This window comes from Bdellovibrio sp., from assembly GCF_047637665.1.
Classification (GTDB): Bacteria; Bdellovibrionota; Bdellovibrionia; order Bdellovibrionales; family Bdellovibrionaceae; genus Bdellovibrio.
The window spans coordinates 1-25,586 of sequence record NZ_JBLJBT010000002.1 but is presented as its reverse complement, the minus strand read 5'-3'; the positions used below and the strand labels follow the sequence as shown (position 1 = coordinate 25,586).

Sequence of the window (25,586 nt, the reverse complement as noted above, 5' to 3'; positions counted from 1 at the left end):
GTTAAGGGGTGGTATCGTTCAGGGACTTCAGATTTTCTCCGAAGCCGAAACTCTGCGGCTATTATTGAATGCTATAGAAGCGAGGAGTATGCCTGAGCGTATCTTTGTTTATTTGGAGGAGAAATCCTTTTTCGTGTCGAACTTTTTTTTGCGCGCCTCTCGGCGGCACTGGACATTGTGGACATGCGGGATCGCAAGCTTTAACTTGTCAGATTTATTGAAAGTTTTCTGGTATTTGGGAGACATGACAGACAGAGGGTGGGATTGTCTACCAAATAACGAACTCTTTCTTTTGAAAGATCTCTCAGTTGAGGAATAAACCAGTTTTGTGCCTGGCACTGCTCTTGCTTTTTAGTTTAAAAAAGAAAGAGAGAACTTTATGTCAATCAAACTAATGTCTTTAACTTTAGCGGGAATTTTAAGTTTGCAAAACGTAGCGCTAGCGCGTGTAGACAGAACTGCAGGCATCGGTGATGAGCAGATTCGAGGTGCGCAACAGAATATTTTGTCTGTTAAGAAAGACCTTATTGCACTTGATCGTGCTTTGCTGACGGCTCAGGAGAGCATAAAGAACAGAGATAGCAAAGGACATCTATTGAATGGCACTGCGGTCACAGGTGCTGCGATTGGATTGGGACTTTCTGTAATGGGTATGCTTAAGATGCGCAAGGTCGGTCTTGATTCTGCATTTACGGGAGTCATTATGGGTTATGCCGCCTTCTTAAGTACGGCAGCTTCGGTAGGATTGAGCGTGACGGGAGAAGCTGTGAAACCCACGCTTGATGTTAATGATCTTAAGGGCGCGTTGACTCAGGCTGAGGCGGAGGTTCAAGGAGCGCTTTCTGTGACGAAGGACGAGGCGACACTCTCTTTGCTTAAGAACCTAGAGGGTTCGTTGAAATCAGTCGAGCAAACATTGATCAACTATTCAGATAAAGATTCGGCGGCATCGAAAGGTAAACTCGCAGCGCAGCTGACTCAGGTTGCAGGGGCTGCGATCGCAGTTTATGGATTTACACAGCGCCAATCCGGAGCTTTGGTTGTTGGATCATTGATGGCCAATGCTGGAAATATCGGACAGATCGTCAACAGTCTCTCTGATTCAGAGGCTGACCGTGTGATTAAAGAAATCGAAAGCACTCGTAAGGCAATCAGCTCTGCGGCAATGGCATTGAACTAGAAAGATCAAGCGAGGACAACTCCATTGATATTGGGGTGTCTTCGCTGTTAAGAGATAAAAAGAAATCCCCGAGGAAATTCAGTGGGCTGATCAATTAAGTTCAGGGACCACCAAGTTCAACGGGGATAACAGATTGGCTATCAAGATCTCTGGAGAAACCCAACACGAAGTTGGAAGTTCAGCGGAGCAAGATAATCAATCCGAAGTCAGGATAAGATAGAAAAATCCCGCCGTAAAGGTCCCTGGTAAAATAACAAGAAATCAGGGGTTCTATCCGTATCTACTTTTATTCTCGAGGGCGAACTTCCAGCATTTCTATGTGAAAGATCAAATTGGAGTGAGGTTTGATGTGTTGTCCGATCTGGCGCTCGCCGTAAGCCAGGTCAGAAGGAACAAAGAGGGTGCGTTTACCACCTTCCTTCATGCCCATAACTCCTTGGCTTAGTCCTACGATCACCTTCTTTGAACCCACCACAAACTCAAAAGGGCGCCCGTGATTGAAAGAGGAATCAAACTTAGTTCCGTCTTCAAGAAAGCCTTCGTATTGTATGAAACACAAAGCGCCCTTAAGGGCTTCTTTGCCAGTACCAAGGACAGTGTCGGTGATTTTAACTTCTGTTGAGTTCATGGAGTGATTAATCCAAACGGAAAAGAGCAAATTTTAAGTAGCGCAGTTCTTCCATAGCCAGTGGATAGGGATGATCGACGGGTTGCGCTCCGAAATAGACCAGTGTCGCCCGTTTGCGAGCCCGAGAAAAAGATTCTTGGCAAATCTCCATGAATTCTTGTGAAGAAATATGGCTGGAGCAGGAACTGGCAGCAAATAGGCCCTCAGAGTTTACAAGTTTTATGGAGTTCGAAAAAACCTTGGTATAGGCGGCTTTAGCCTGTTCGACGGACTTTTCATTGGGAGCAAAGCTTGGGGGATCCGTGATTACCAGGTCGTATCTCTTTTTTTCAAGAATTTGTTTTTCAAGATAATCAAAGGCATCCGCAGCAACATCGTGGTGAGTTGTAGGAAGATTGTTGATCTTAAAATTTCTTTCGACAGCTTCGATCGCGACCTTGGCAATATCGACACTGGTGACTTCTTTGGCCCCACCTTTAGCTGCAAAAAGAGAAAATCCGCCTGTGTAGCTAAATAGGTTAAGCACTGTTTTTCCAGAGGAGAAATGCTGAATAATTTTTCGATTGTCTCTTTGATCTAGAAAGAAACCAGTTTTTGCGGCGTCGCGAATGTTTGACGCAAAAAGAACGCCATTTTCTAGGAATTGGACCTCGGGGGCTAAAGTTCCCACGATATTAACGCCTTTTTCGGATTCATCGTTGCGACGTTTCAGATAGACGCATTTTATATGGGGGTAGGCGGCTTGAATTTTCTCAGCAATGGCTTTGGCGTTCCAAACTTTTTCCATAATAGGGTGGTCGTGTTTGATGACGGCGGTGTCATTGTAGATATCAACAATCAAACCTGGTAGACCATCCCCTTCGCCATTGATAAGGCGAAATGAGTTGGTAATTGAAAGATCGAATGTTTTACGTATTTCAAGAGCCTTACGCCATTGAGAATCGAAATATAGTTCAAGTGTGCGTTCAATGTTGTTGCGTCTAAAAATAGGTTCTTCCGTCAGAAGAAGAACGCGAAAACGCAATTGAGTATCCGCTTGCCAAATGCCCAGTGCTAAGGGCTCTCCTTTAAATTTAAGAAGACGAATTCCTGATTTTCCGGTGCGAGCCTCATCGAAACAATTAGCGAAGATCCAGCGGTGCCCTCGCTTAAGATGTTTTGTGACATCTCGCTTGAGGTCGACGTGCTGAAGAGCTTCTTCCGAATGGATGGCTGCGGAAGTCATATTTAATTTCCCAGACATTGACTTAAACGAACTTGCGCCCCTTGGGTCTCTTGATCAAGAACCAACTCGACCACGCACTTTTGGGAAAGCTGACGGGCTTGGGTTCGCCCTTTATCGCAGGCCTCTACGGATTCAAAATAAAAGGTCTTTCCATCAAGATCACCCACGCGACTGTCGACGAACATGACTTGGGCCGCTTGAGGGTTGCAAAAGACAGTTCCAAAGGCGTTGCCGTCTTGTCCATAAAAGCGGTCCACCAAGGGAGTAATGCGTTTGGATTCAAAGACACGGAAGGTTCTTTCAGCAGAGTGCCCTTGAAGGGACGTGAAAAGGCCCAAAATAGTCACTAAGAAGGTCGCAAAGCGCATATAATTCTCCTCGATTTGAAGATCCTATCGGATGTTCAAATCCAAGGCCAACTATATATTCACTCTTTCGCCGTTTAGTTTGCGGTTACGGTGCAACCCTCAGCTCCGGAGTAAAGACCGGTGCGAGCCAGACCGGTGCTCCCGCATCCCGCACTCACGGGGTTAGGGAAGCATCCCGTGGGCGCGAGGGGACCCACGCCAACCAGAGGCATGGAGCCAGAACAACTTAGGTTGCTATTCGGTAGCGGATCACATTTTGCGATCAGTCCTTTAAAGTCGATTCCAGAGATAAAGACCCCTGTGGAAGAGCATGAAAAATCAACGATGTGTCTTTGTTGGTCTGAGCGAGCGGCATAAACAAGTTCTGTGTGGTGATTTCTTACGCCATTTGGATTTTTGGGACCGACAAATTGAGTATCAACATTGATAATAACCTTTTCACAAAAATCGCTGGAAGAGCAGAAAACCGTCATCTCGGCTTTTCTTTGAAAGACGCATTCCGAGTTTGGGTTTGTACAGGAAAATCCTTTGCGTGGATGAATGGGTTCAAGCTTATTAAGACCATATTTATCGGAAGGGTCCTTGGGCTGGATGGTGGATTTATTTAGACTGTTGCAGTTACTTCCTTTGCGCTGAAAGCACAATTCCAGCTGAGGATTGCCGTTATAAAAAAGTATTTGCAGAATTTCCTGATTTCCTAGGATCTGTAAAGACTGAAGATGAAATAAATCAAGTTGTGATTGAAGATCCATTTTTCTTTTGGATTCAGAAAGATTAAAGATCGCCACCGATGTGACTAACATGACGATGGCAGAAACCCCGATACCAACCAGAGCTGAAACTAAAGAAAAGCCTCTTTGTGATGTGAAGTCTTTTTTTGCCGATGTCATTGGATGGTACCGGTTACTTTTTTGGGTTCAGTTAAGTTGCATACGCCATTCAGAGTAACACTTGTGGGAATCGTTGAAGGCGAACCTCCGCATCTGCATGAAGGTTGCCCAGGGATCGAGACCGTTGCCGAAGCAGACTGTCCACTACCGACAGGACTGCAGGAGCCATGAACGGGATATAAAGTGCCTTCTCCTCCGCAAGTGTCGCAGGTCACGGGTGTGCAAACCGGGGGCGATCCTGAGCATTCGCCGCCTCGGCAGTTACAACTGCAGGTTCCACAGGTTACGGGTATGTCTTGCCAGGAGACACTGCAAGACGGGGTTGAAGTGTTATAGTACTTTGTGCAAACAGGTGTTGGAGGAATAGGGGGAGCGCCAGTGAGAGGAGCCTCCCAAGGAGTTTGATCAACTGTCGCAAAGACACATTCCGGGTTTGGCGAAGCCACGCGGCTGTCCATGGACTGCGGAGTAAAACTGTTTAAGACATAGTTTGTCGGGCAGGTGGCCCGTCTAGTATCGACACACTTCATTTGCAGGGAGCCGCCTCCAGAGGGATGAGGGACAAAGGACATGCCGATAGGAAGTTGTCCCGGAGGGCAGCTTGTAGTCGGCGTGGAAGCGCACAGCAGGGAGCCGGTGTTTTTATTGAATCCTGTTAAAAGGAATTTGCTTCCGTCATCATTGCAGTTGTTGGTTTTGTCCTGTGAAAAGATATCGTAGGCCAAAATCACATAATAGTCTTCGTCTTTGAAGGGGAGAGTTGGGGCCCCCAGGCTTTGAGTTTGCACCTGTTCTTGTGTTTGCGTTAAAAATTGAATTTGATAAGCCAAGCGGCAGTCGGGGTACGGTGTCGCAGGAAAACATTTAATATCAATACTGGTTTGCAAGTGGCATGTTTCATTGGGGAGGCAAGTTTTTTTTGTGTCCGTGAAAAGAGTGGGGCTTCCCTTTTTTGCTAGAACCACACCTTGAGAATCCTTAATTGTAAATTGAGAAGGCGGTGTTCCTGCGAGAAGCCCGGCCGCCATGGGTCTCATAAAATTGATATCCTGAGCCGCACTAAGAATAGCACCTTCAATTTCAAATGCCACACTCATGGCTCGGGACTTCTTACTGCTCGATATATAGTAGTAATTAAATAGTCCTGTGGCGGCAAGGGTCACGACGCCAAGAAGGAGAATTGCTACGAGTGATTCAATGATGGTGAAGCCTGAGATGTTGTTTTTCACTCTAGCCGCCTGCACCCGTTGGTGCGCCTGTTGTGAGACATCCAACCTGACAACTTACAGTCCAAGTTCCGTCATTTTGACATGTGGCAACCGCCAGGGCAGTCATAGCGCAATACTGAGGGACATAGCTAGGGTCAGAAGCGGGGTAACGTAATTTGGGAACATAGGCGCCGGGGGTAAGGGGTCCCTCGCAGCCGATAAGTCCTGCATTTATGAGCCAACGTTGTTTTGCTCCTGGAGAGTCATTGGTGACAGTGATTTCTAGGTCGTGGATAGGTGTTATCGTTGCCGTCGTTGTATACTGATACATACTTGAATTTAGAACCTGATGTGGGGCGACTTCGCCTCCACTATCAAATTCGGGGCATTTGAATCTGATTGTCTGAGCGACACATCCGCTGGGTGTGGGCGGCGCAGCTGGACCCGCTGGCATTACAGGGGGCACCGGACTTGGCTTTGCGATAGGTGGAAGAAGTGGAGGCGGTGCTGCTTTTGGAAAGACACCAAATGGATTTTTTCTTGGATAGCATGTGGAAGAAAAAGTGTTATTGGAGTTCCAACGGAAGTCACCTACAAATTGATTGTCATCTCCGCAGCTAACAGGAGCGCTGGAAATACTTACGCAAGATTGATTGAGAGTTCCAGAATCCACTGATGTTAGAAACTGACCAGGACTGCAATCGGACTTAAGGCTTCGACAAATGGGTTTTCCCGTTGTGGAGTCGTACCCCGCAAAATAGGGAGTGTTGGGGTTGATCTGGGCACAGTCAGTTAAGTCCTGCTGAAGAAGATCATAAGAGACAGGAATTCGAACTAGAGTATCTTTGATGGAAAGATCTTTGCCGGTATAACGCAGAATAAAGGAATATTCCAAAGAGTTGCTTGTGCTATTGATAGCTCCTCCAGAATAAGGGCTGCTAGAGCTTAAGGCTGTCGCGGGAAGAGTGTTGTTGTATTGCATAAGCTCTACGCCACAACCGGATGCCGCTGAGGAGCAAGCTGTTCCAGGAACAGGGATTTTCAGGTATGTGGAGATCACTTTTGATTTGACCTTACAAGTTTGAACTCCGCTGGTCGAGCAATCTTGAAAGGACGAAGGATGTGAAAGCTGAGAACGCAAACGAAGCTCCACGGCCGTGAAGACAGCTCGAACTCGCGAAACCTTAACCTGTTGCAGTTGATTTTCCGTGATTTCAGGAATAATCAAACTTAAGGCGGAAACCAATCCGACGGCGATCATGACGCCAATCAGAGCGCTTCCTTTAGAGTTATTCATAGAAGACGCCCTCAACCTTCCAACCATTGCCATTCTTACTTACGGTCTCTTCGCTGATCTCGCCAAAGACCGCTCTTACTTTATAACCGGCACGACCATGAGTGGTGGTGACGACTTCCCCTGAAATGAAGTCATAGGTGCCGCGATTGTTTTTATCGACAATCTCTTCTTTTGAGCCAATGAGGGATGCATCCAGAGAGCATCCGGTGAGAAGTGCCACTAATACAGAAAGCAAAGCTATGTGGATTTTCATACAAACCCCTTCAAAGGATTATCAATCGTCTAGCGTATGTTTCCAGTTCGAATATTCAATTCTACAGACTTTCCTTTAACTAACTGCTCACGAATATCTTCGATTTGTCTTTTGCAGAGACCTTCACCCTCAAGATGAACAAAGGAAATCTCTTCGGCCTCTTTCCACTCGAAGTGCTTTGTTGCTTTTAAAGTGGCAATGGTTCTAAAGTAGTCGCTTCCAAATCGTGTTTTCTTTCCGGTACAGGTAAAGATCGCAACTAAAGAGGAGCTTTTTGAGATGGCATAGAAAACAGGGCCACTTCCGATATTTGGTTCGAAGTAGTCATCAAAGACGATGACTTCAGTGGCTTTAACTTCAAGCAAGGCAGCATCGGAAGGAGTGCTTGATGGCGCCCTCTGTTCAGGATAGCTCGGAGTCAGATGAGTACAGCTTGTTAAACCTAAGAGTAGAAGTGCGAGTAAACTCTTTTTCATTTTTGTTTGCCTTTCGTTGCATAGAATATCTCGGTTTTAGGCTGTAGGTTTTAAAGTTTCCTCCTACATTTAATGGGTTAGTCTAGTCCTGGCTTTAGGTGAAAAATAATTTTCTCGGATTTCAAAATGAAAACTATATTGTAGGGGAATCATCATATTCCTACAGTCTGACGTCGAAAAGATCGACACTATGACGCGTGTTTATCAATGTATCTTTGTCTATCTTATTCTTTTTGGAATTTGTGTCGCGCAAGCGCAGCACAAGGGGATTAGCTTTCAGGCTAAGATCATGAAGCCAGACGGCACCTTGCCGACAGCGAGTGGTTTGACGGTCACACTACAGATTTTGGATCCAGTCACAAATTGTGTTCTGAGAGAAGAAGAGCATTCCAGCAAAAGTATCACTGATGGATATCTGAACATTGTCGTCGGTGATTCTACAGGCACGACACCGGCGGGAAAGAATCCATCTCCGGTGTTATCAATCACTGAGGTGATGGATAATAGTAAACCACGCACTGGCCTTAAGTGTGTTGATGAAAACAATAACATAGTTGCAAGCAATCAAACATATACGCCATCTAGCTTAGATCGCCGCATTTTACGTCTGCGCACAAACATTCAAGGGGATGATGTCGTTGCGGATTTTAACATGCGAGCGGTGGCGTTTGCTGTGAATTCAGAGATGCTTAATAGTAAGACCGACGTTGATTTTATCAATGTTAAAAGTGCTCAGGGAGTAACCCAAGATAATATAGAAAGCATTTTTCAACGTTTTACAAAATTAGATGCTCTGTTAAATAATTCAAATGGCGCTGGCACGACCCTGGGCGTGAATATTACCGGTAACGCCGCCACCGCAACAAATGTGACGGGTGTTGTCGCTCTTGCAAATGGCGGAACGGGCGCGGCGACATCGGCGGCGGCCAGAGCCAATTTGGGTTTAGGAACCTTAGCAACGATTTCTCCGACAGGAACTGCGAATAATACAACCTACCTTCGCGGGGATGGTACTTGGGCGACTGTTTCTGGAGGAGGGGGATCCGTTTCCAGTGTCGCCGGTAAAACCGGAAGTGTTGTTTTAGAATCTGCAGATATTACTGATTTTAATACATCGGTTGATTCTCGTATCACGATTCAAAAAGGACAAAATAACGGCTTAGCGACGTTGAATGCCTCGGGGAAAGTCCCGAGTACGCAACTGTCACTGGTGAATACCGACATTCCCAATTTGGATGCAGCAAAAATCACCACCGGGACATTCGCGGACGCGATGATTTCAGCACTCTCGGTCGATAAGCTGACGAATGCAGCCACCAAATATTTTAATTATAAGCCCAATAATATTGCTTGTGGAAACAATGAGGTTTTAAAGTACGATTCTTTGATCAACTTGGGTGCTGGCGGCTGGAAGTGTGCCACGGATACAGGTCTTGGTTCAGAGACAGACCCCACCGTTCAAAACTTCGCAAAAAATGCACTCTCTACGGGATTGTCCGTTAATGGATCTAATCAGCTAACGATCAGCTACGGAACCACAGCAGGAACATCTGTTGAGGGAAATGATTCGCGAGTCACAGGGGCTTTTCAAGCTTCAACGTCACTAACTGGAGGCGACTTGTCGGGCACTCTCCCTGGACCGACAGTTTCTCGTTTGAATGGTGTAAATGTATCGACGGCAGTTGTCGGCGATGACCAAAAGTTTTTGAAGTTCATCAATGGCGGTGGTTGGCAGCCTCATTTTATCAAACTTTCTGAGCTTAAAAATAACTTAGGAACAGCCTCTGTATTTAACGTTGCAGCCTGTACCTCATCTCAGACCATGGCTTGGTCCTCTTTAACGGATCAGTTTGCGTGTCAGGATATTTCTCTTCCCGTTGCAAAGGTCACAGGACTTGCGACATCTGCGACGACGGACACGACAAACGCTACTAACATTGTGAGCGGGACTCTGGACGAAGCTCGATTGCCTGCGCAGGTGAAGAATTCTCTTTGGACGGAGTCGAGTGGAAGTATTTATCGCAGTACGGGAAAGGTCGGAGTCGGAACTTCTTCGCCTGAGACAACCATTGACTCAGCAGGAGGAATGATTCGCGTTCAAGGTGGCGCCAACTATGGACAGGCGACCGCAAGTGGTAAAGGTCTTGAGTTCGGCTATAATTCCACCAATGAGTGGGGCTTGATTGGAGCCTATAACAGAGGTGCTGCACATTACAGCCCGTTGACCATCGATGGCTCAACTCTTTTTGTAAACTCATTGAGTCAAGGGATGGTGGCGATCGGCGGTTTTGCTCCAGAGGCAAAGCTAGACGTTCTTGCTGAAACCCCTTTGGCGGCTACTCAGGGATCTCGCCAAGCCATCTTTCGAATTCGCGGAAATGTGGTCTCAAACAATTTATCAGAAAGTGTGTGGACCTATCGCGCCAGCGCCGGAAGCGATTGGTACTCGTCCCGAATGCACAATGGGTTGAGTGTTGATACTGCCTTTACAACTCCGGGCATTGATACAAAAGTTTGGTGGGAACGGGATCCAGGTCAGAATATACAGTCCTGGGGGGATAGTGCGAATACTTATATGACTATCAAAGCTGGCAATGTCGGTATTGGGACGACGAGTCCTCAATATCATTTAGACGTAGCCGGCGACGTGAATGTGACGGGTAAGTTCAAGATGAATGGAGTGGACCTCTCGGTTGCAACAGGCAGCTCTGTACCTCCTAATACGATCATTGGTATGCATTCTTGTCCTTCGGGTTGGACTTCGCAAGGTGATGCTATGACATCTGCGGTGGTTCTATATATGTGCCAGTCCCCAGCAATAAGCAGTCTTATCCCGGCCAGCAGCGTGGTGTACATGGAGTCCTGTCCTCCTGGGTGGACACGAAGTTCTCTTGGAGGCGTTATGAATCAAGGCATTGTAAAGCGTAACGGGGTTCCATATTTCGGGTGCCAAAGTCCTTCAGTGGATAGCCCACTTCCTCCTGGGGCCCGAGTAATCGGGTTGAATTCATGCGTTGCTGCTTGGACTCAGGTTGCTGGCTCTTTCGATGTGGATACGTCGGTAAATTGGGACAATAGCGTTGGCGTCGGCGTCACTTGCGAGGCCCCAGGCAAATTTTACGTTCATACGCTTGAGGGAGATGCCAGCAGTGGAACATTGGCTGGAGGAGTGGTTTCGGTCGTTGGGGGTACTTCCTCGGCGAGCACCGGAGGTAAAGTCAATATCATCGGAGGGCAGTCAGCGGAGGGATCCGGTGGAGGCGTTAATATATATGGAGCAAATGGGGTGACGGCTACCGCAGCTGCGAGAACCGGCGGATGGATTAAGATTTACGGTGGCACTGGTGTATCCGGCGGCGCGGGTGGAGGCATCGAGTTGCAATCTGGAGGCGACGGCGCATCGAATTACAATTCGCTGATGCTTCAGTCATCAGGAGGCAATGTCGGAATCGGAACAACAAATCCAAGTCAAAAACTTGAAGTCAATGGAAGTATCGCTCTCACGGCGGGAAGTGGTGGGGGAGTTGTTTTTGCGGATGGCACGACACAAACTACGGCTGCCAGTGGTGGAGGTGGGACGATCATCGAGCCTAAGTGTGCATCTTGGAATGAATCAAATTGCACTATTCCATCATGTCCCAGCGGTTGGACTGATTTAGGAATCACCAATGCAGCATATACGGCAGCATATGGTCAGACCGGAGGATATCATTCGCGATATTGCACTTCAGATGTGAAGTATATGATGATCGAGCCCAAGTGTGCCTCGTGGAATGATGGAGTCTGCACAGTTCCATCTTGTCCCAGTGGTTGGACTGATTTGGGTGTTATTAATACGGCTTACATGACTGCTTATGGAACCGTTGGTGGGTATCGCTCAAGATACTGTGTGAAATGATGTCTGTTAATCGATTTGAAGTATCTCTATTTTCAAATCTTTTTATGATCCTGCTGACCGTATTCGGTCTATCAGGCTGCACCCTATCCGCCGAACTCATAAAGTCCTCCGTAGATCCCAACAGATCTAAAATTGTCGTTCCCGATCCGGCCCAAGGAATCGCCGACGGTGTTTCCTCCATTAAAGTGCTGGTTTACGCTAAAGATGATCAGGGGCAAACAGTCGAAGGATTTACGCCAGATCTTTTTGTTTTTGGTTTTGGTGAACACAAGACTCAATGTGAGGTGACGAGAGCTGAATATGCATCCTGCACCTTGAGTGCGACCGAAGGTGGTCAAAAACTTATTTTCACAAAAAATGCAGTGATCCTTCAACCGGGAATTGCCTACTTCGGGGACGATCTAAGTCTCAGTGCGATGACGGTTAAGAAAAACAACGTTCCTGCCAATGGCACTGCAAAGGCCCTCATTGAATTTGTATTAAAAGACTCCAAAGGCACAGGAAAAGCCGGAGTTCAACCAGAGCTCTTTGTGAAATCTCCAGCCAGCGTAAAGATAAACTGTTCTGTGACGGACCACCTGGGAATTTCTCAGTGTCGATTAAGCGCAATTACGCCGGGTATCTATACCATCCATTCAAACAGCCCCTCAGTGCTGCCAGTGGAGGTGATATTCACGGAACCCGTCTTGAAGGTTTTGGAGTCCAGAGCTTTTGCAGATGGAACTTCTAAGGTCAAGATCGAAGTGAAAACATCAGTTCTGCCAACGTTGAAGAGTCAGCCGGCGGATGTGTCCATTGCGTGTGCTGGCGTCAGTGGTGGAAAGTCCTTATGTCAACTTTCATCACTCAATGTCGGAACCAAGGTTATCGGTGTTGATGTCCCGTCTTCTATTGATGAAGTCGTTGAAGTCTTCTTTGCTAATAATTTAAATACCATCCGCGCTGTCGCAGGGACTCAGCCTCGTGCGGACGGATATACTGAATATCAAATCGAAGTTGTTTTAAAAGAACCAGACGCGACCCCCAGTGTTGGCGTGGTTCCTTTTCTTGAAATCGAGGGAAGTGGAGTAAATCGTATTCGCTGTCAAACGACGAACAGCTCGGGAGTCGCTTCCTGTTTTGTTTCAAGCACTGAAGCTGGTACGAAAAGAATCAGCGTGACAAACCCGTTGGTTAAAGACGTTCTCGTTCTTGAATTTCTACCGGCGGTGGTTTCAGTTTTGAGTCAAAATGTTCCCGCAGACGGCCATTCCCCCGTGATAGTTGAGATTGCGACGGAAGAACAAATAGGAGTTGTTCCGGTGCTTGAGGTTTCGGGACCTGAAGGTGCAAAAACAAAATATATGTGCACTCCCTCCCTAAAAACGGAAGGCGCGACGGAAACAAAAAGTTTGTGTTACATAACGTCAGAAACGGCGGGAGACTATTCGATTAAACTTCTTACGCCCATTCAAACGGAGTTCCCGATTTCCTTTGTCAGCGTAAATTCGCTCTTGAAGTTGGCGGATGGAGAAGATGGATCTGCTAAAGCCAATAACATTGAAACAATTGAACTTAAGGTCGTGGCTAAAAACTCTTTGGGAGTTCCCAGAGTTGGTTTTACTCCCGTGCTTCAGATTTCAGGTTCTGGCGTTAGTTATGTTTGTTCCCCAGTCAATGTTTTAGGAGAAGCGACGTGCACGTTAAAATCAAATAAGATAGGAAGCTATCTTGTCGAAGCAACAGATCCTCAGGTCTATCAGAAGGTCACCGTTGAGTTTACTAGCCCCACCGGAGGGATTGCGGCGGACAATCCAGGTTTAAATTTAATAAATCAATTGACGTCGGTCACAGATCCTTCAAGTTTTGCGATTATTTATTTAGACCTAAAAGATGCAAGTGGAAATCCGATTCAAGGCGTTGTCCCAGTTTTAGATATACAGGGAACGGGAGAGAACAACTATATCTGTTATCCCAGCGATGCGAATGGAAAGACATATTGTAAAATCAACTCGACCGAAAGTGGAACGAAGTTGGTTCGCGTGGTTCAGCCGGCTTTGCCGGGACGGATCACCTTAAATGTGATTGATAATGTTCGTACTTGTAGTGCTGCATTTTCTGCAAGTACAGAGCAAGTTTGGCAGGGGCCTGATTTATCCACTTGGGGACCTTGCACCGTACTTACCTGTGAAGCGAATTACACTTTAACCAGTAACACATGCGTTGCCAATACAAGATCTTGCCTGCCTATGCCCGTGGGAGGAAAAATTGGAACACAGACCTGGGACTCTCGCAATACCGATAAGACCTGGGGGCTGTGCACTCTGACTTCGTGTCTGCCAAACTATACTTTGTCAGGAGCTAGTGCGGGGAATAGCTGTGATGCGGATACCAGAAGTTGTCCAAGTCAGGATCTGACGGTTCATGCTATTGCTGGTGATCAAACTTGGAATGGAGTTGATTGGGGTGTTTGTAAAGCGACAAACTGTGAATATCCTTATAAACCTCAAAATTTTGTTTGTGTCAGTGCGGATATCGTTCCCACATTGACGGGATTTTTCGTCGATGTCGTGAAAGCGCTTCCTGATCAAGAATACACTTCTCAGGTTTTGGTTGTTGGTGATGTGAATCGCAATATCCCTATTTCGGTGAGTGGAGGAATCAATTCGCGCATCGAAACCAGACGTCTGCCAGGAACCTGGATTTCACGTGGGAGTGAAATTACCATTGCAAGCCTTAGCGATCCTCAAGAGGGACTTATTAATGGAGACGAGATTCGTATTGTTTCAACAGCGGCCTCGACATTAGTAACGACAACAACGGTCACATTGAAAGTAGGTGGTGCCTCCGATCTGAATTGGAATATCACGACGACCAATGCTTTGCCGCCACATAATCCAATCTTAACTCATCTTGCGAATATGAATTCCTTCAGCGTCAGTTGGGGAGCCGGAGGAGTTGGTAATGACGGCGCTGGCGGTTGTAAGTTGCAGTACTTCAAAGATCAGTCTGTTTGGACGGATCTGATCGGGTCTTATGATTGTGATGCTCCTCAAAGTACGATGACTGTTTCATTGCCGAGCGACGGATGGACAAATAACTTCAATGTGGCGGGTGTGGCGGTAAGGTTGGCTCATGTCACTGATGGTAGTGAAGTCCTGACGTTCACGGATCGTTTAACGTGTGTGTCCGAGGCGATGATGCCTAAGGTGAATAATCCCCTCAAAGATGAAAACTGCAATGGACTGTGGAGTGATGAAGATGACAATCTGGCTCCACTGGGTGGGGGCTTTACAATTTCAGCTACGGACGTTGGGGATTCGTCGATTACGGGAAGTACTTCTGTGGTTCTCAATATCACTTGTCCTGCTGATCAAGCCGGTGGTGTGCAGATGGCTTTTGGCAATAGTCCCAATTCTACGAATTGGACAAGTTGTGTGGCATCTCAAGGGCATACGTTAGTGTCGGGTTCTGGAGTGAAAGATGTGTATGTTCGTTTCAAAGATCAATACGACAATATGACGGCGGACTATTCGCAGTCGATCACCTTAGATCAAACCGCTCCCTCGGGGGGAAGTTTGACAATCAATGGAGGGGCAGCGAAAACCAACAACCTGTTGGTCACTTTGGATGTGGTGTGCCCTACGGACAATAATCCTCCTATTGAAATGGCTTTCGGTGAAATGGTGGGACCGACGAACTGGACGTCTTGTGCTGCGACGACTCCCTTCACGTTGTCGGGTGGGGACGGTACGAAGGTTGTTCATATAAGATTTAAAGATAAGTTTGGAAATATCAGTGCTGATGCTACGGCCAATATTCAATTAGATCAATCCGGCCCGGTCTCGACACTGAGTTATACAAATGGTTGGACGAATACTCTGAGTCTTCTTTTGAATGTGGCGGTGACTGATGCTGGGGGTTCAAGTCCTCTGACTTGTTCTATTGAAATGCAAGAGGCTTCGATCGCGTCGGGTGTGTCAGGAGCTTACGGAGCCTTTAGTGAAATTTCCAACTCCTGTGTTAGTACGACAGTTCCTGTATTAGATGGAAAGGCTTACAAGTTCCGCATGATTAGTTCCGACAGCTTAGGCAACGTGGGTTCTTCTGTGGCCCCTGCGTATGAAGTAAAAATTGATACCGTTCTGCCGGTGATTTCTGCGGTCTCTGCAACCACAACTGCGACGGAGCCTGCTTGTGGAACTGTTCGCGTCTCTGTGACGGCGAGCGATGACAGTGCTGGAATGGCTGCGACGGCTTACTCCTTTGATGGTGGGGTGAGTTGGCAGGCATCCGCAAGCAAAGATTTTTCAACGACTTCGCTTAATCTGGGAATTGGAACTATTCAAGTTCGCGATAGTGCTAATAATGTAACTAGCTATAATGCTACGGTTACGGGATCCGCTACGACTTGCTACACATATTCTTGGCAGACGACGGGCTGGGGTTCTTGTTCAGCTAATCCATATTGGGGCGGTTGGGATTCTTGTTCAGCCTCTTGTGGTGGTGGAACCCAATACAGAACTTGTTATGACACCTGGGGAACTCAATCTCGATCTGTGTGGTGCCAGCGAAGCGATGGGGCTACGGTTGCGGATGGATTCTGTTCGGGCGCGAAACCTGATACAAGCACATCCTGTTATTCATCTTGCTCGGGCTCTTCAAGTCAGTCATGCAATACGCAGGCGTGTATTGCATGTGCTTCAGAAAGTGCGGGGTATCGCGTAATTTGGCAATGTGGTGGGTGTTCGTTGACCGGGTTGCCGAACGGATCTGCGGGACAAACAGTCACTGGATACTGCGGAAATGGAAGCCATGCGCAGTATCAGTGTGTGGATGGTTACGGGTGGTCGCTGGTGAGTTTCTCTGAGGTGTGTAACTAGTTGTGAGCCTACTTCAGAGTAGTGAAGTAATCCAGGGGAGTGGTGAGTTTAAATTTTCCTTTACTCCAGGATTTTGGAGAATGTAAAACGATTTGTGTTGCCTGTTTTGTTTTTAAAATCTCCGCAAAGGAAATCAAATTTTTTGCTGGAGTCTCATCTTTAAGTTTGACCTCGATAAGCTCCTGAGGGGCATTTTCTTGAGTGATTAAGAAATCGACCTCACGCTGGTTTTTATCTTTGACGTAAAACAGGCCCATCCGATAGCCATGATAGTCTTCCATAAAATGATTTCTTTGCAGTAGATGAGTGGCTACGAAGTTTTCAAAGCGAACGGATTCATCGCCGCGAACCTCCGCGTTGTCATAGAAATAGACTTTAATAGGTTTATGAACAGCTCGAGTAAGTTTTTTATCATATCCTTTAACAGTAAAGATGAGATACATTTTCTCTAAAATATTAATCCATTTTTTTGCCGTGATAGGAGAGATGCCGACTTCTTGTGCAATGCTGGAAATGGATAAAGTGCTTCCCACTCGATCACGCAAATGATCGAGCATGAGTTCTAGAAGGTCAATATTTTGAAGTTGCTCAAGATCGCGAATATCTTCTCGGACGATGCGACGGGAGCGTTCCTCCCTCCATCGTCTGGCCTCGCGTTCGTCATTGTCCAGAAAAACTTCTGGGAAGCCACCAACTCTTAACAGGCGAGACAATGATTCTTGGCGAGATACTCCTTGTGGTAAATCATAAAGAGAAAAAGGGTGAAGTCTCCAGGAATGGTACCTGCCTAACAGAGAATCACCTCCACGCTGGTAAGTTTCCAGGCGAGCGCTTCCGGTGATGAGGAAGCGATGGATCTCTTTTTCTGTGTCATAAAAACCTTTAACAAGATTTTTCCATTTCTTATGTTTATGAACCTCATCAAAAACGAGAAGCTCTTCTTGGTCTGTCCATTGTCCGGTTAAAATTTTTTTGCGATCCGAAAGGCGATCCCAATTTAAATAAACACCGTTGAAAGAATTAACGAGAAGAGACTTGGCCAAAGTCGTTTTTCCGCATTGTCTGGGACCGCCGAGAAATACCATTTTCTTTTGTAGATCTTTTTTTATGTACGGAGTTAATTGTCTCATAAAGGCAATTTTATACACATATATAAAAAAGTAAAGGCAATTTATTACTGCTATTAATAATAGCCTATTAAAAAAATCAAGCAAAAAAGGGTTAAAAAGTTAGTAATATCAGAAATTTAACACACCCCAGTTGAGTTCAGTGAATCAAAGCAGGATACCTATTCATGAACTCCAGCGAGTCGATGAAATTTTCGATAACGGCTTGCCGTGGGGTTCCGCTATTGAGTGAATTCACAAAGTGCTCAAGACCCCCTGGATCTGCATTTCTTTTTAGAATTCGCTGGTACAAGAAGATGACGAAGTCTCTATTGTCAGTGGGCAGCTGGCGGGTGAACTCCTCGGACTTGGTAATGTCCACTAAGACACTACGAACCGAGTTTCCTTGTCTTAAAATGTTATCAAAATAATTTCCACCTGAAAAGTCGGGGGCGCGATTTAAAAGAATTTGAAAGGCTTCCGTGACGGGTCTTGAGAAAACAGTCATATCGATATGACGAGTGGGTTTTAGCGCCGCCAAAGAGGGTGGTTGGCCAAGGCAGTTTCTGAGCCTATCAAATGAAACACCCACGGAGTTGTCGTAGATATTCAAAGATCTGTTTGTCATCCCATTGACTGATGAAAATTGATCTATCCCAGCCCCTTGGCATCTTCCGTTTGATAAGCTCCAGGTGAATGTGGAATTGATTCTATTACCACTGATTTGTGTTCCTTGAGCGCCATAAATAGAAATTCCAACTCGGGCTTCGTTGATCTTGTTGTTTGCGATGATTCCACCATTAATCAGCTTCCCTTGCGGTTGATACCAAAGCCAAGGTCCCAGATCAATACCGATTCCACAGGCGGCCAAAGGACCACAATCTACGATGTTGTTGCTAATAAGGGAGTCAGAAAAATCACCCAAGGTGCTGCCGTTGAAGTTATCAAGCATAAGACCGGCAAAAGCAAAATTATAGCTATTCAGAATTCTGTTATTTCTGATTTGCGCCCGAGGGGCGTGGCCGATGATCAAATTCACATCTGAGTTGTCACTAAATTCGGAATTGATAATCATCAGTCCGGGGCCAGAATGTACAGTGAGGCCGTCGGCCCAAGGTTGATCGTTCGTATTTGGATGAATCATAATACTTCGACCGTTGTCCTTAAAGACAACCCGATCAAAGAGGGCATTTTCACCGCTAAACTCCATCCCTGTTCCCCGAACTGCTTGAATGACAGAAAGACCAATGAACTGGCAATTGCGACACTGATGAATGGCCGAGTTGAAGGAATTCGGATTTCCCCATATTGCGACGGAGGTTCCATTCTTGGCCAGACGATTGATCTTGTTTCCGTTAATAATGACATGGTCCAGAGTTAAAAACTGCGCATTTTGACTCACAAAAAGAGGACCATTGATAAAATCGTCATGAGCATAAAGCTCAGCGCAAGTTTTAGAATCTTCACATGCGGAGTCTGAAGGCCTTCTTCCAAGAGTCGTTAGGACAACATTGGAGACATTACTGAAATCGATGCGCGTTTTAAGATAATATCGTCCTGGTCTGAGTGTGATTCTGCCTGAGGTTCTTTGAAGGCAGGCATTGATGAGGCTGCCAGCATCGATATAGGGATTGTCGAGGGCTTGTTCCGCACAGAGAAGGCCTTCTGGACGTTTTATCGGTTCCATAGCTATCGCGGGTTGCTGTTGGAACAACATTAAAAAGATAGAAAACGCGAGAAACATAAATCGCCTCCTTGGGGTGAGCACCATCACGCCGTTGTTATGCCATGAAATTTTCTAAATAGGAGAACTGAAACTGTTTTCGCTCTAAGGTTTTAACATTTACTGTAGGGGAGAAAGTGATTACTACGCACATTTTTAGTATTAACAGAGGTTTAATTAGTCGAGTCTGCCTATTACAAATGAGTCTAGGTATCTTTCAAAGTGTAGCTTTTGAGTCCAAGCCCTACACTAATTTTCCGAAAAATAGAGAAGCATCTTCATATAAATGAATTGTCGGGAGACTTAGTATGCGCATCTTTACCGGCTTTATAGGGACTTTTCTGATCTTACTATCGACAGTCTCTTTAGCCGAACAAAATAAAGGCATGAGCTTTCAGGCGATGTTGCGTGATCCTGATGGTGGCTATCCGACAGCATCGGGTTTGACGGCCACCTTGCAGATTCTAGATCCCGTTAGTAATTGTGTTTTACGTGAAGAAGAGCATTCTGGTGTGAATGTTTCTGATGGTTATTTAAATCTGGTGATCGGCAGTGCTTCAGCGTCCACTCCGGCAGGCTCAAATCCCAACCCTCTTCTTTCAATCAAAGAGGTGATGGACAATTCAAAACCTATCAATGGATTTAATTGCACCTATACGCCCAGTGCCCATCACGGTCGCAAGCTCCGATTGTATATCAAGGTTCCCCGTGCATCGGGGGGCGGAGTGGATGATGTTATTGCAGACTTTAATATGCGAGCTGTGGCCTATGCGGTGAACTCTGAAACACTCAACGGCAAAACGGACACTCAATTTATCAACGTGAATGAATCAAAAAACTTAAACCAAACCAATGTTGAAAGTATCTTTGATCGTTTCACAAAATTAGATGCTATTTTAAATGGTGCAAATGGTTCTGGTTCTACGTTAGGCGTAAATATCACGGGAAATGCAGCGACAGCGACAAATGTCACGGGCACAGTGGCGATCGCCAATGGTGGAACGGGCGCAACGACTCAGGCCGCCGCCAGAACAAATTTAGGACTGGGGTCACTCGCAACACTTTCTCCGACGGGAACGGCGGATAATTCAACATATCTTCGCGGAGATGGCACGTGGGCAGCAGTAGCAGGTGGAGGTGGGGGAACCATCACACAAGTGAGTGCTGGCACGGGGCTTAGTGGTGGCGGAAGTTCGGGAGCTGTCAGTTTAAATGTTACCTATGGTTCTGCCGCAGGAACTGCCGCTCAGGGGAATGACTCTCGTATCGTCGGAGCCTTTCAGAGTGCTACCTCATTAACGGGTGGAGACCTTTCCGGAACTTTACCGGGTCCGACGGTTTCAAGAATTAATGGGATCAATGTTGCCTCGGCCATGGTTGGTGATGATCAGAAGATTATGAAGTATGTAAATGGAGCAGGCTGGGAGCCCCATTTTATTAAGTTGTCTGATCTTAAAAATGCAACTGGTACAGCTTCCGCGTTCAATGTCGGTAGTTGTACCTCGTCTCAGACATTGACTTGGTCTTCGGTGTCGGATCAGCTCACTTGCCAAGATATTGCCATAAATGTAAGTAAGGTCACGGGTCTATCTACGGTGGCCGTGAGTGGCAGCTATGCGGATCTTCTCAGTACTCCTACCTTGGGAACTCTTTCCTCTAAGAATACTGTGTCTTCAGGTGATATTGATTCTGGCGCAATCACTTCAGCAAAACTTGCTTCTGATGTCGGTTTTTGGAACATCAGTGGAGCCAACTTATATAGAACCTCTGGAAATATTGGCATTGGGACTAATAATCCAGGGGGTAAGCTTGCTGTGACCGACACGATCACGGGGGACTCCGGATCGTTGTCGTCGCTGAGTATAAATCAAACCCTTAATCCCTCTCTAGGATCGTCAGCCAGCTATTTTGGATTTAGTGAAACAATTGACACTTCTGGTGCCGCTAGTTTTTCATCGGCCTCTGTTTTTGGAGTTAACTCGCAGATCCAGCATCAAACAAGTTCCAATCTTAGCGCGATTCGGGGCCTTGCGACTGTGGCTTTAAATGGCAACGCAGGAACAGTCACAACCCTGTATGGAGTTGATGCAAGTACACGGAATACTGCGAATGGCGTTGTTATGAGCCAGAGATCTGTTAATGCGGCGATCTCTAACTCAGGAAGTGGTTCTATTAACACCGCAACCGGGGTGAATAGCGCTATTACTAATAGCAGCTCAGGAGATATCACGACGGCAAAGGCGGGCTCTTTTTCTGTCAGTCGGTTGTCTGGGACGGTATCGAATGGCTATGGAGTTTATGTTGGCGATATTCAGGCTGATACAGCCTACTCTCTTTATGTTAGTGATGCCTCGGCTCCGTCTTATTTTGCGGGGAGCGTGGGCGTTGGGCAATTAAATCCCAAAGTCGCCTTGGATGTAAACGGGGGAATTCGAGCGGGAGACTCTGCCACGGTCACGGCTTGTGGTGCTGGACTCGCGAATGGAGAAGGTTCTCAGCGATATAACTACACTTCGCATTCAATGGAATATTGCAATGGAACGACTTGGGTTGCTCTTAGCAGTTCTGGAAGTCAGCCGGTTATGCGTAAGCAGATTTTTACCTCTAGTGGTTCATTTGTAACACCAGCCAACACCACAAGTTCAACCGTCTTTAAAATTACTGTTATTGGTGCCGGAGGCGGCGGAGGTGCTGGTGGCTCCGCAGCAGGCGCGGGTGGTGGTGCTGGGGCAACAGCCGTTTACTTTGCAAGCACTCTTTCGGCGAGTACCTCATACTCTGTTGTTGTAGGAACAGGAGGGAGCACCGGAAATGCAGGGGGAAATAGCTCTATTGTCCTCGGAGGCTTGACTGTCACTGCTGGTGGAGGTGGTGGCGGAGGAATCGGTGGCGCCGGGACCGGTGTGGGTGGCCTTGGTGGAACGGCGACAAATGGAGATTTAAATATTTTCGGTGGAGACGGCGGTGCCGGAAGCAATTGGTCCTATCCAGCAGGAGGGACTGGAGGATCATCCAGTCTTGGTGGTGGTGGAGCTGGTGGTCAGCCAAACGCATCGACTGACGGAAAGTCAGGCAGGGCTTATGGAAGCGGTGGTGGTGGGGCATACTATGGCGCCACAACAGGAGGGACCGGTGCGAATGGGATTGTTATCGTGGAATGGGTTCTCTAGTTCTTTAGCACACCGAAATATGCGTAGGTAAACTCTGTAGACCCTACAGAAGAATTCCGAAAAAAACGATGAGGTTTTTTAAATTTATCTTCAGAGGATGATATGCGTATATATAAATACATTGCTGGGGCTGCGCTAGTGATGGTTTCGGTTGTCTCTGCTGCCGAACAGAATAAAGGCATGAGTTTTCAAGCTGTATTGCGCGATCCCGAAGGACGTTATCCAACCGCTTCGGGATTGACGGCCACTTTACAGATTCTAGATCCTGTTAGTAACTGTGTGCTGCGAGAAGAAGAACACTCCGGTGTGAATATTTCTGATGGCTATATAAATCTAGTGATCGGCAGCGCTTCGGCTTCCACACCAGGTGATACAAATCCCAGTCCACTTCTTTCACTCAAAGAAGTGATGGACAACTCAAAACCCATCAACGGATTTAATTGCACCTATACGCCAAGTGCTCATCACGGTCGTAAGCTTCGACTGTATGTCAAAGTGCCCCGTGCCACCGGTGGAGCCGTTGATGAGGTGATCGCGGACTTTAACATGCGAGCTGTGGCTTATGCGGTGAACTCTGAAACACTCAATGGGAAAAGTGACTCTCAGTTTATCAACGTGAATGAGTCTAAAAATCTGAACCAAGAAAATGTAGAAAGCATCTTTAATCGTTTCACAAAATTAGACGCCATTTTAAATGGCTCGAATGGTTCTGGGACTACATTGGGTGTGAATATCACGGGAAATGCCGCCACAGCGACGAATGTTACGGGCACAGTGGCGATCACCAATGGAGGAACGGGGGCAACAACTCAAGCTGCCGCTCGAACAAATTTAGGTTTGGGGTCATTAGCGACACTTTCCCCAACGGGAACTGCAAATGGTTCCACGTATCTTCGTGGCGACGGCACGTGGGCTACTGTCACAGGTGGTGTTTCGAGTGTTGCCGGAAAAGGTGGTGATGTCACATTAGAGGCCACTGACATTACAGATTTTAATACGGCGGCCGATGCTCGCATTACGAATCAAAAAGGACAAAATAGCGGTCTGGCTTCATTAAATGCCTCAGGCAAAGTACCTAGCACGCAGTTGTCTTTGGTCGATACGGATATTCCGAATCTGGATGCCGCAAAGATCACAACAGGCACAATCGCGGAGTCTCTGATTTCGGGACTTTCCGTTGATAAAGTGGCAAGTGCTCCGTTGAAGTATTTCACTTATAAACCCAACAACGTGGCCTGTGCTGACAACGAGGTTTTAAAGTATGACTCGTTAATAAATCTAGGCGCAGGTGGTTGGAAGTGTGCGACGGATGCAGGTCCTGGGACTGAAACAGATCCTACCGTACAAAATTTCGCAAAAAATGCTCCTTCGACGGGATTGTCTGTCAATGGCTCTAGCCAGCTAGTAGTTAGTTATGGAACGACAGCGGGAACAGCCGCACAAGGAAACGATTCCAGAATCACCGGAGCTTTTCAAGCTTCGACAAGTTTAACCGGAGATGCTTCGGGAACTTTGCCTAATATTTCAGTGAATAAGATTCGCGGATACAATGTTCTAAGCACGGCCCCGGAAATCGGCGGAATTCTAACTTGGAACAACAATCTTTCAGCTTATGAAGCCAAAGCTTTACCGTCATGCAGTTCAAGTGAAACGCTGTACTTCAACTCGGGCACAGACAGCTATGCTTGTGCCGCGATCAATAATTTAAATGCAAATAAAATCACCGCAGGAACCTTAGACTACGCTCGTCTTCCTGCCGGACAAGCCGCAAATACTATTGCTGCAGGAGATGATACTCGTATCGTGAATGCCCTTCAAAAAGACGGAAGTGTCGCTGCAACGGGGCATTTAAATATGGGTGGGAAGAATATTAATAACGTGGGAACCCCCATTGCCAATACGGATGCTGCAACGAAGGAATATGTCGATGCGGCGGGAGGAAGTGGTGCGGGGTATTCGATATCGTGTATGTCTATTTATGGCAACACAGGATATGTGAGCTGTGTAAGAATAAATCAAGCCACTGGAGACACTGAGTGTCGATATGCTACGTCCGCAGGCGGCACATGGAGTGAATGTCCTTCTCCATTCACTGTTGCAGCAGCGGCAGGTAGTTCGAAGTATATCGTTAGGACTCAAGGTTCCTGGACTGGAAATCTTGGAGGATTGGCTGGTGCGAACAATAAATGTCTGACAGATTTGCAGACCTATGATTGGAGAGGTAAGAGCACGGTTACTCTAAGCTCCTCTAATGTGAAGGCCCTTTTATGTGACAGTACGACATGTCAGAATTTACAGAGTAACACGGCATACATACTTGCAGTTTCTGGTGAGCCGTATTCAGGTGGGGCGAGCTATGTAGTGGATAGCTACGGATATGGCCCTAATAATGCTGATAGCTGGGGTTCCTCTAAACATTTTAATAATGCGGCGGCTTATTGGGCAGCCAGAGACGGTGCGGGGACAACCCAAATTATGCCGACAACACCAGGTGGTGCTGCGAATTGTTCAAATTGGACATCGACATCGGGGAGCGGAAGAACGGGATACACTGGGGCGAATGATCAGACTCGGTGGAGTTACTCAACTCCAGGCTGCTCGGACTCATATAAGCTACTATGTATTGTGGAATAGTGTTGAGAAAGGAACCCTTTTTCGCATTAATATTATTTTCAATAGCCCTTGTGTTAACATGGGCTATTTCTGAGCGCGATATCCAAGAAAAAACCGTCACGGTTCGAGGGAGTTCCATGTCTCCCTTGATTCAAAACGAAAAAGAAATCGTAAATCAACTAGGCTATTACTCCTTTCGTCCGATTCGCCGAGGCGATGTTGTCACCTTTAAAAGTGGAGCCCGAACAAATCTTTTGATTAAAAGAGTCTACGCCATCCCAGGAGATCGGTTCGAAGTCAGAGGAAAATTTCTTTTTTTGAATGGAAGTCCTTTAACGAATTCAGAGGGAACTCCGTTCACAGTCCCGACTCAAATGCTTCAACTCTACGCCCGCGACTATCCTCAATTACCTCCACAAACCTATTTAGTCCTTGGCGATCAACCTCTAGGTTCGATAGATGCATCTCGTTTTGGTCTGATTCACAAAAAAGATATCGTCGGAAGAATTGCTCCTCATAGCATAAGACAACCCAGTTCTTCATATTAAATTTACTTAGGTCTTAAAGAATTAAAAATATTGTTGTGGTAGTGATTTAAATCTTGCAAACATCCTCCTTCTTGGAAATTTCCTTTCAGAAACAGAAACAGAAACAGAAACAGAAACAGAAACAGAAACAGAAACAGAAAC

At 46.5% G+C, this 25,586-nt stretch carries 16 protein-coding genes; 6 read left to right on the top strand and 10 right to left on the bottom strand.

The window, feature by feature from the left end; genetic code table 11:
* Positions 1-379 precede the first annotated feature (379 nt).
* Positions 380-1,180 (top strand): hypothetical protein, encoded by an 801-nt coding sequence (locus ACM64D_RS00285; protein ID WP_415061175.1) that lies wholly within the window; start codon positions 380-382, stop codon positions 1,178-1,180.
* Between the two features lie 286 nt (positions 1,181-1,466).
* Here the strand turns inward: ACM64D_RS00285 and ACM64D_RS00280 are convergent, their stop codons facing one another.
* The 8 genes from ACM64D_RS00280 to ACM64D_RS00245 form a co-directional block, all read right to left on the bottom strand.
* Complete coding sequence (locus tag ACM64D_RS00280) at positions 1,467-1,808, bottom strand: FKBP-type peptidyl-prolyl cis-trans isomerase (protein ID WP_415061174.1); 342 nt, start codon at positions 1,806-1,808, stop codon at positions 1,467-1,469.
* Positions 1,809-1,815: 7 nt separating this feature from the next.
* Positions 1,816-3,051 carry a class I SAM-dependent rRNA methyltransferase gene (locus ACM64D_RS00275; RefSeq protein ID WP_415061173.1) on the bottom strand — a complete coding sequence of 412 codons (1,236 nt, stop codon included), beginning with the start codon at positions 3,049-3,051 and terminating at the stop codon, positions 1,816-1,818.
* Entirely contained in the window at positions 3,036-3,401 is a 366-nt protein-coding gene (locus ACM64D_RS00270) for a hypothetical protein (protein ID WP_415061172.1), read from the bottom strand. Before ACM64D_RS00270 ends, ACM64D_RS00275 begins: the two co-directional genes overlap by 16 nt.
* 74 nt (positions 3,402-3,475) lie before the next feature.
* On the bottom strand, positions 3,476-4,291 hold the full coding sequence (locus tag ACM64D_RS00265) for a type II secretion system protein J (protein WP_415061171.1): 816 nt from the start codon (positions 4,289-4,291) through the stop codon (positions 3,476-3,478).
* The gene (locus tag ACM64D_RS00260; protein WP_415061170.1) at positions 4,288-5,520 is read right to left on the bottom strand and encodes a prepilin-type N-terminal cleavage/methylation domain-containing protein; all 1,233 of its coding nucleotides are present in this window, start codon (positions 5,518-5,520) and stop codon (positions 4,288-4,290) included. Before ACM64D_RS00260 ends, ACM64D_RS00265 begins: the two co-directional genes overlap by 4 nt.
* A 1-nt stretch (position 5,521) precedes the next feature.
* On the bottom strand, positions 5,522-6,796 hold the full coding sequence (locus tag ACM64D_RS00255; protein WP_415061169.1) for a hypothetical protein: 1,275 nt from the start codon (positions 6,794-6,796) through the stop codon (positions 5,522-5,524).
* Positions 6,789-7,049, bottom strand: a complete 261-nt coding sequence (locus ACM64D_RS00250) for a hypothetical protein (RefSeq protein WP_415061168.1) — start codon at positions 7,047-7,049, stop codon at positions 6,789-6,791. The genes ACM64D_RS00255 and ACM64D_RS00250 overlap by 8 nt, the downstream gene beginning before the upstream one ends.
* A 29-nt stretch (positions 7,050-7,078) precedes the next feature.
* Complete coding sequence (locus ACM64D_RS00245) at positions 7,079-7,525, bottom strand: hypothetical protein (protein ID WP_415061167.1); 447 nt, start codon at positions 7,523-7,525, stop codon at positions 7,079-7,081.
* Positions 7,526-7,715: 190 nt separating this feature from the next.
* Between ACM64D_RS00245 and ACM64D_RS00240 the strand changes: the two genes are divergently transcribed.
* Positions 7,716-11,423, top strand: a complete 3,708-nt coding sequence (locus ACM64D_RS00240) for a hypothetical protein (protein ID WP_415061166.1) — start codon at positions 7,716-7,718, stop codon at positions 11,421-11,423.
* Positions 11,420-16,285: a hypothetical protein gene (locus ACM64D_RS00235; RefSeq protein WP_415061165.1), complete on the top strand. Its 4,866-nt coding sequence runs from the start codon at positions 11,420-11,422 to the stop codon at positions 16,283-16,285. The genes ACM64D_RS00240 and ACM64D_RS00235 overlap by 4 nt, the downstream gene beginning before the upstream one ends.
* Before the next feature lie 8 nt (positions 16,286-16,293).
* Here the strand turns inward: ACM64D_RS00235 and ACM64D_RS00230 are convergent, their stop codons facing one another.
* Complete coding sequence (locus tag ACM64D_RS00230; protein ID WP_415061164.1) at positions 16,294-17,415, bottom strand: ATP-binding protein; 1,122 nt, start codon at positions 17,413-17,415, stop codon at positions 16,294-16,296.
* A 136-nt stretch (positions 17,416-17,551) separates the two neighbouring features.
* On the bottom strand, positions 17,552-19,135 hold the full coding sequence (locus ACM64D_RS00225; protein ID WP_415061163.1) for a DUF4214 domain-containing protein: 1,584 nt from the start codon (positions 19,133-19,135) through the stop codon (positions 17,552-17,554).
* 287 nt (positions 19,136-19,422) lie between these two features.
* Between ACM64D_RS00225 and ACM64D_RS00220 the strand changes: the two genes are divergently transcribed.
* The 3 genes from ACM64D_RS00220 (at position 19,423) to lepB (ending at position 25,445) form a co-directional block, all read left to right on the top strand.
* Entirely contained in the window at positions 19,423-22,284 is a 2,862-nt protein-coding gene (locus ACM64D_RS00220) for a hypothetical protein (RefSeq protein WP_415061162.1), read from the top strand.
* A 102-nt stretch (positions 22,285-22,386) separates the two neighbouring features.
* On the top strand, positions 22,387-24,918 hold the full coding sequence (locus ACM64D_RS00215) for a hypothetical protein (RefSeq protein WP_415061161.1): 2,532 nt from the start codon (positions 22,387-22,389) through the stop codon (positions 24,916-24,918).
* A 50-nt stretch (positions 24,919-24,968) separates the two neighbouring features.
* Entirely contained in the window at positions 24,969-25,445 is a 477-nt protein-coding gene (lepB, locus tag ACM64D_RS00210; RefSeq protein WP_415061160.1) for a signal peptidase I, read from the top strand.
* Positions 25,446-25,586: the final 141 nt, after the last annotated feature.

Coding starts and splice junctions, on each gene's coding strand:
- ACM64D_RS00285 (WP_415061175.1), top strand. CDS start 380: ATGTCAATCAAACTAATGTCTTTAACTTTAGCGGGAATTTTAAGTTTG.
- ACM64D_RS00280 (WP_415061174.1), bottom strand. CDS start 1,808: ATGAACTCAACAGAAGTTAAAATCACCGACACTGTCCTTGGTACTGGC.
- ACM64D_RS00275 (WP_415061173.1), bottom strand. CDS start 3,051: ATGTCTGGGAAATTAAATATGACTTCCGCAGCCATCCATTCGGAAGAA.
- ACM64D_RS00270 (WP_415061172.1), bottom strand. CDS start 3,401: ATGCGCTTTGCGACCTTCTTAGTGACTATTTTGGGCCTTTTCACGTCC.
- ACM64D_RS00265 (WP_415061171.1), bottom strand. CDS start 4,291: ATGACATCGGCAAAAAAAGACTTCACATCACAAAGAGGCTTTTCTTTA.
- ACM64D_RS00255 (WP_415061169.1), bottom strand. CDS start 6,796: ATGAATAACTCTAAAGGAAGCGCTCTGATTGGCGTCATGATCGCCGTC.
- ACM64D_RS00250 (WP_415061168.1), bottom strand. CDS start 7,049: ATGAAAATCCACATAGCTTTGCTTTCTGTATTAGTGGCACTTCTCACC.
- ACM64D_RS00245 (WP_415061167.1), bottom strand. CDS start 7,525: ATGAAAAAGAGTTTACTCGCACTTCTACTCTTAGGTTTAACAAGCTGT.
- ACM64D_RS00240 (WP_415061166.1), top strand. CDS start 7,716: ATGACGCGTGTTTATCAATGTATCTTTGTCTATCTTATTCTTTTTGGA.
- ACM64D_RS00235 (WP_415061165.1), top strand. CDS start 11,420: ATGATGTCTGTTAATCGATTTGAAGTATCTCTATTTTCAAATCTTTTT.
- ACM64D_RS00230 (WP_415061164.1), bottom strand. CDS start 17,415: ATGAGACAATTAACTCCGTACATAAAAAAAGATCTACAAAAGAAAATG.
- ACM64D_RS00225 (WP_415061163.1), bottom strand. CDS start 19,135: ATGTTTCTCGCGTTTTCTATCTTTTTAATGTTGTTCCAACAGCAACCC.
- ACM64D_RS00220 (WP_415061162.1), top strand. CDS start 19,423: ATGCGCATCTTTACCGGCTTTATAGGGACTTTTCTGATCTTACTATCG.
- ACM64D_RS00215 (WP_415061161.1), top strand. CDS start 22,387: ATGCGTATATATAAATACATTGCTGGGGCTGCGCTAGTGATGGTTTCG.